Consider the following 4,616-nt stretch of genomic DNA (forward strand, 5'->3'; position numbering starts at 1 on the left):
GCTGCGGCGCGGCCAGGCCGCCCTCGGTCAGCCGCCGCACCAGGTCGCCCGGGCTCGGCAGATCGGCCAGATGGGCGAGGCGGATCAGCACCATCTCCGCCGCCGCGCGGCGGTCGGGGGCCTCGGCCACCTCCGAGATGCCCTTCAGCAGCACCTGCCAGGCGCGGCCCAGCACCGGGATGGTCAGCCGCTCGGCCAGCGCCACGCCGCGCACCCGCTCCTGCTCCGGCAGGGACGGGTCCTGGCGCAGGGCGGGGACGGCGCGCAGACGCGTCAGGGTGTGGGTCAGCTCCAGCAGGTCGGCCAGCACCACGCCGGGATCGGCGCCGCGCTCATGCCCCGCATCCATCGCCGCCAGCATGGCGGGGATGTCGCCGCGGAAGGCGGCCTCCAGCAGGTCGAACAGCAGGGAGCGGTCGGCCAGCCCCAGCATGTCGCGCACCAGATCGGCCTCGACGCCCGCGGCGCTGCCGGCGGCCTGGGCGATCGCCTGGTCCAGCAGCGACAGCCCGTCGCGCACCGAGCCATCGGCGGCGCGCGCGATCATCGCCAGCGCGGCCTCCGAGGCGGGCACGGCCTCGGCCTCGGCGATGCGGGCGAAATGGGCGCGCAGCTGCTCCTGCGGCACGCGCTTGAGGTCGAAGCGCTGGCAGCGCGACAGGATCGTCGCCGGGACCTTCCGGATTTCCGTCGTGGCGAAGAGGAACTTCACCTGTGGCGGCGGTTCCTCCAGCGTCTTCAGCAGCGCGTTAAAGGCCGCAGTGGAGAGCATGTGTACTTCGTCGAGGATGTACACCTTGAAGCGCGCCCGCGCCGGGCGGTAGCGCACCGCCTCGCGCAGCTCGCGGATGTTGTCGACGCCGTTGTTGGAGGCGGCGTCGAGCTCCAGCACATCCGGGTGGCGGTCGGCCAGGATCGCCTGGCATTCGGCGCAGACGCCGCAGGGATCGGCGGTCGGCCCGCCATTCCCGTCCGGCCCGACGCAGTTCAGCGCGCGGGCGATGATGCGGGCGGTGGTGGTCTTGCCGACGCCGCGCACGCCGGTGAGCATGAAGGCGTGCGCCACGCGGTTCTGCGCGAAGGCGTTCCGCAGCGTGCGCACCAGCGCGTCCTGGCCGATCAGGTCGGCGAAGGTCTGCGGGCGGTATTTGCGCGCCAGCACGCGATAGGGGGTGGCGGGTTGCTCGGGCTGGGCCGTCACGGGTGGCGCGGCCGCCGGAGCCTCCTCGCCGAACAGGCCGGGCCCCTCGGGCGGCGGCGGGTCGCCGAACAGGCCGGGGCCCTCGGGCACGGGCGGCGGGTCAAGCGGATCGGGGAGGCTGTCGCTGGGCATGCGCGCGGCGGATCCAGTTGGGCCCGCGGCGGGCCTCGGCGGCGTAGGTGGAAGACCAGCGGATCGACCCAGGCGGAAACTCGCTGCGGCTGCTTCCTTCCGGACCTGACCGGGTTGGCAAGGCGCCTGTCCGCCACCGGCCTTCCGAGGTCACCATATCATGCTGCCCCCCTCCCCCCACAACCCCTCCTTTTTTTCGGACTGCCGTTGTCCTGTGGAGAGGCGGGGCGTGCCACGGGGGCGGGGTGGCGGTGGGGCGGGAGCGGCCGAAGGGGCATGCCGCGCCCCGCAGCCCACCGAAAAACGGGAGCGCCGGCGGCCTGCAGCGTCCCGCCTCCCCACCGGACGGCGGCAGCCCGGCAGAAAGTTGCGGGAAAAGCAGGGGCGTGGCAGGGTCCGGCGCGCATGCTGTCCATTCCGGCTTCCCGACCCAATGCCTATACTGGCAGCCCTCTCGACCGTGCCTCCGGCCGGCGGGAGGACACGGAATTCATCGCCGCCTGCGCGGCCTCGCCCGAGGCGCTGTATGTGCCGGTCTGGCGCAGCCGCAGCCTGATGCGCGGGGTGGAGGAGGGGCGGCCCGAGGCGCTGCTGCTCTCCCCCGCCGCGGCCGAGGCGGTGCGCATGGCGGGCGGCCCCTGGGCCTTCCTGGGCTTCTGGGAGGGGCGTCCGGTCTTCGCGGTGGATTGCTCGGCGGCCGAGGACCCGCTGCCGCTGCTGCCCGAGGGGTTCGGCGCGTTCACCGATCTGCGGGCCGTCGCCGGCCTGCTGCCGGCGGGCGAGGCCAGCGTGCTGGCGCATGCGCGCGGGCTGATGCACTGGCGCGTGCGGCACCGTTTCTGCGGCGTCTGCGGCGGGGTGTGCGAGCCGCGCAGCGCCGGCAACGCCATGGCCTGCACCGCCTGCGGCGCGCAGCATTTCCCGCGCACCGACCCGGCGGTGATCATGCTGGTCACCGACGGGGCGCGCGCCCTGCTCGGCCATTCCGTGCGCTTCCCCAACAGCACCATGTATTCGACGCTGGCCGGCTTCGTGGAACCGGGCGAGAGCCTGGAGGAGGCGGTGCGGCGCGAGGTGGCGGAGGAGGTCGGCGTGGCGGTGGGGGAGGTGCACTACCATTCCTCGCAGCCCTGGCCCTTCCCGGCCTCGATCATGCTGGGCTTCCATGCCGAGGCGCTGTCGGACGCCATCACCATCGACCCGGAGGAGCTGCGCGACGCGCGCTGGTTCAGCCGTGACGAGATCCGCAACCATGAGCGCCACGGCTTCGGCCTGCCGCGCGCCGATTCCATCGCGCGCCGGCTGATCGAGGACTGGCTGGAGTCCGCATGATGCGCGCCACCCTTCCCCTCCTGGCGCTGCTGGCGCTGGCCGCCTGCGGCGGCCGCCCGGCCCCGGTGGCCGATGCCTCCGAGAGCCCCGCCCACGCCGCCTGCCGCGCCGAGGCGCGCAACGACCCGGCGGTGGTGGCGCTCAGCCGGCAGCAGAACCCCGGCAATTTCGGCAACCAGCAGCGGGTCGAATACGACATGCGGGTGGCCGGGCTGCGCGCCTATCGCGACTGCCTGCGCCGCAACGGCCTGGCCGCCCCGGGCGGCGTCGAATCGCCGCGGCTGTGAGGCGGGCATGAGCATCCTCCGCAGCGTCGAGGAGCTGGAGGCGATCTACGGCGCGCTGGGCGCGGTGGGGGAGGCCTCCACCGCCAAGGTGACGGATCACGTCACCCCGGATTACGCGCGCTTCATCGAGGCCTCGCCCTTCCTGGCGCTGGCGACGGTGGGGCCGGAGGGCATGGATTGCTCGCCGCGCGGCGACCGTGGCCAGGCGGTGCGCATCCGCGACCCGCGCACCCTGCTGCTGCCCGACCGGCGCGGCAACAACCGCATCGACAGCCTGCGCAACATCGTGCGCGACCCGCGCGTGGCGCTGATGTTCCTGGTGCCCGGCAGCGGCAACGCGCTGCGGGTGAACGGCACCGCCGAGCTCGACACCGATCCGGCGCTGCTGGAGAGCCTTGCCATGGAAGGCAAGGCGCCGCGCTGCGTCATCGTGGTGCGGGTGCAGGAGGTCTATTTCCAGTGCGCCCGCGCCATCCTCCGCGCCGGGCTGTGGCAGGCCGAGAGCCAGGTGGACCCGGCGACTCTGCCCAGCCCCGGCCAGATCCTGGCCAAGCTCAGCCAGGGCCGCGTCGGCGGCGAGGCCTATGACCGCGAATGGCCGGAGCGTGCGCGGGCCAGCATGTGGTGAGGCGGGCGCCCCGCCCGGGCAAGACAGGGCGGGGCGGAGGCGGGGCCGGTGAGGGGCCGGCCCGGCGCCATGGGGCGGCTCAGGCCAGGTCGGCGGCCTCGTCGAAGGACAGGCGCGGCAGGCGGCCGAACAGCCCGCTGGCATCGCCATAGCCCAGATTGACCAGCAGGTTCGACTTCCAGCCGGTGCCGGCGAAGAAGGCCTCGTCCAGCTTGGCGTTGTCGAAGCCGCTCATCGGCCCGGTGTCGAGGCCGAGCGCCCGCGCCGCCAGGATCAGATAGGCCGCCTGCATCGAGGAGTTGCGGAAGGCCGTCGCCTCGGCGAAGGCGGCGCTGCCGGTGAACCAGCTCTTGGCGTCCGGCGCGTGCGGGAACAGCACCGGCAGCTTGTCGTAGAAGCGCTCATCCCAGGCGACGATGACGGTGACCGGCGCGGTCATGGTCTTGTCCAGATTGCCGGCCGAAAGCGCCGGGCGCAGCTTCTCCTTGCCCTCGGCCGAGCGGACGAAGACGAAGCGCGCCGGGCTGGCATTGGCCGAGGTGGGGGCCAGCTTCACCAGGTCGTAGAGCTGGCGCAGCGTCTCGTCCGACACCGGGCGGTCCTGCCACTTGTTGTGGGTGCGGGCCTCGCGGAACAGGGTGTCGAGGGCGGCGCTGTCGATCGGCTCGGCCATGGGGCGTGCTCCTGGGGCGGGAAGGGCGGGGGAAACCGCCGGTTGCCGCCAGGATGCGGCGGCGCGGCGGGGCTGCCAAGGCTCGGGTCCCGATCACCACCATTCATGCCATGAATGAGGCCCGGCGGGATGGGACCACCGCCACGGGGCGCGCCGGGACCCTTGCCCCGGTGCTGCCAGCGCCCGCCTTCCCGCCCGCCTGTTGCAAATCGCAAGCCGCGCCAGGGAATGGTTGTCGCGGCGGCGGGGAGCCCTCATCCTAGGGACATGCGCCGTCGACACCTGCTCGCCTCCGGTTTCGTCCTCGCCTCGGGCGCCGCGCTGCCGCGCGCCCGGGCCCAGGCCCCCGCCGCCGATGCGCCC

At 73.7% G+C, this 4,616-nt stretch carries 5 protein-coding genes and 1 other RNA gene; 3 read left to right on the plus strand and 3 right to left on the minus strand.

Annotated features, from left to right (window positions below; all coding sequences use genetic code 11):
* Together HMPREF0731_RS14260 and ffs are read right to left on the minus strand one after the other, a co-directional pair.
* A partial coding sequence (locus HMPREF0731_RS14260) for a DNA polymerase III subunit gamma/tau (protein WP_007004860.1) occupies window positions 1-1,333 on the minus strand: 1,333 nt, incomplete at its 3' end.
* A gap of 50 nt (window positions 1,334-1,383) precedes the next feature.
* Window positions 1,384-1,475, minus strand: an RNA gene (ffs, locus tag HMPREF0731_RS23260) — signal recognition particle sRNA small type.
* Window positions 1,476-1,738: 263 nt separating this feature from the next.
* Here ffs and nudC point away from each other — a divergent pair.
* The 3 genes from nudC to HMPREF0731_RS14275 are packed head-to-tail and all read left to right on the plus strand — an operon-like array spanning window position 1,739 to window position 3,580.
* On the plus strand, window positions 1,739-2,665 hold the full coding sequence (gene nudC, locus HMPREF0731_RS14265; RefSeq protein ID WP_007004861.1) for an NAD(+) diphosphatase: 927 nt from the start codon (window positions 1,739-1,741) through the stop codon (window positions 2,663-2,665).
* Window positions 2,662-2,952, plus strand: a complete 291-nt coding sequence (locus tag HMPREF0731_RS14270; RefSeq protein WP_007004862.1) for a hypothetical protein — start codon at window positions 2,662-2,664, stop codon at window positions 2,950-2,952. The genes nudC and HMPREF0731_RS14270 overlap by 4 nt, the downstream gene beginning before the upstream one ends.
* Before the next feature lie 7 nt (window positions 2,953-2,959).
* Window positions 2,960-3,580, plus strand: coding sequence for a pyridoxamine 5'-phosphate oxidase family protein (locus tag HMPREF0731_RS14275; RefSeq protein WP_007004863.1), 621 nt, complete (start codon window positions 2,960-2,962; stop codon window positions 3,578-3,580).
* 79 nt (window positions 3,581-3,659) lie between these two features.
* Here HMPREF0731_RS14275 and HMPREF0731_RS14280 read toward each other — a convergent pair whose 3' ends face one another.
* Entirely contained in the window at window positions 3,660-4,253 is a 594-nt protein-coding gene (locus HMPREF0731_RS14280) for a malonic semialdehyde reductase (RefSeq protein WP_007004864.1), read from the minus strand.
* Window positions 4,254-4,616: the final 363 nt, after the last annotated feature.

Source organism: Pseudoroseomonas cervicalis ATCC 49957 (genome assembly GCF_000164635.1).
Lineage (GTDB): Bacteria > Pseudomonadota > Alphaproteobacteria > Acetobacterales > Acetobacteraceae > Pseudoroseomonas > Pseudoroseomonas cervicalis.

What these genes read in the sequence shown, in the direction of transcription:
- nudC (WP_007004861.1), top strand. Translation starts at nt 1,739, where the DNA reads ATGCTGTCCATTCCGGCTTCCCGACCCAATGCCTATACTGGCAGCCCT.
- HMPREF0731_RS14270 (WP_007004862.1), top strand. Translation starts at nt 2,662, where the DNA reads ATGATGCGCGCCACCCTTCCCCTCCTGGCGCTGCTGGCGCTGGCCGCC.
- HMPREF0731_RS14275 (WP_007004863.1), top strand. Translation starts at nt 2,960, where the DNA reads ATGAGCATCCTCCGCAGCGTCGAGGAGCTGGAGGCGATCTACGGCGCG.
- HMPREF0731_RS14280 (WP_007004864.1), bottom strand. Translation starts at nt 4,253, where the DNA reads ATGGCCGAGCCGATCGACAGCGCCGCCCTCGACACCCTGTTCCGCGAG.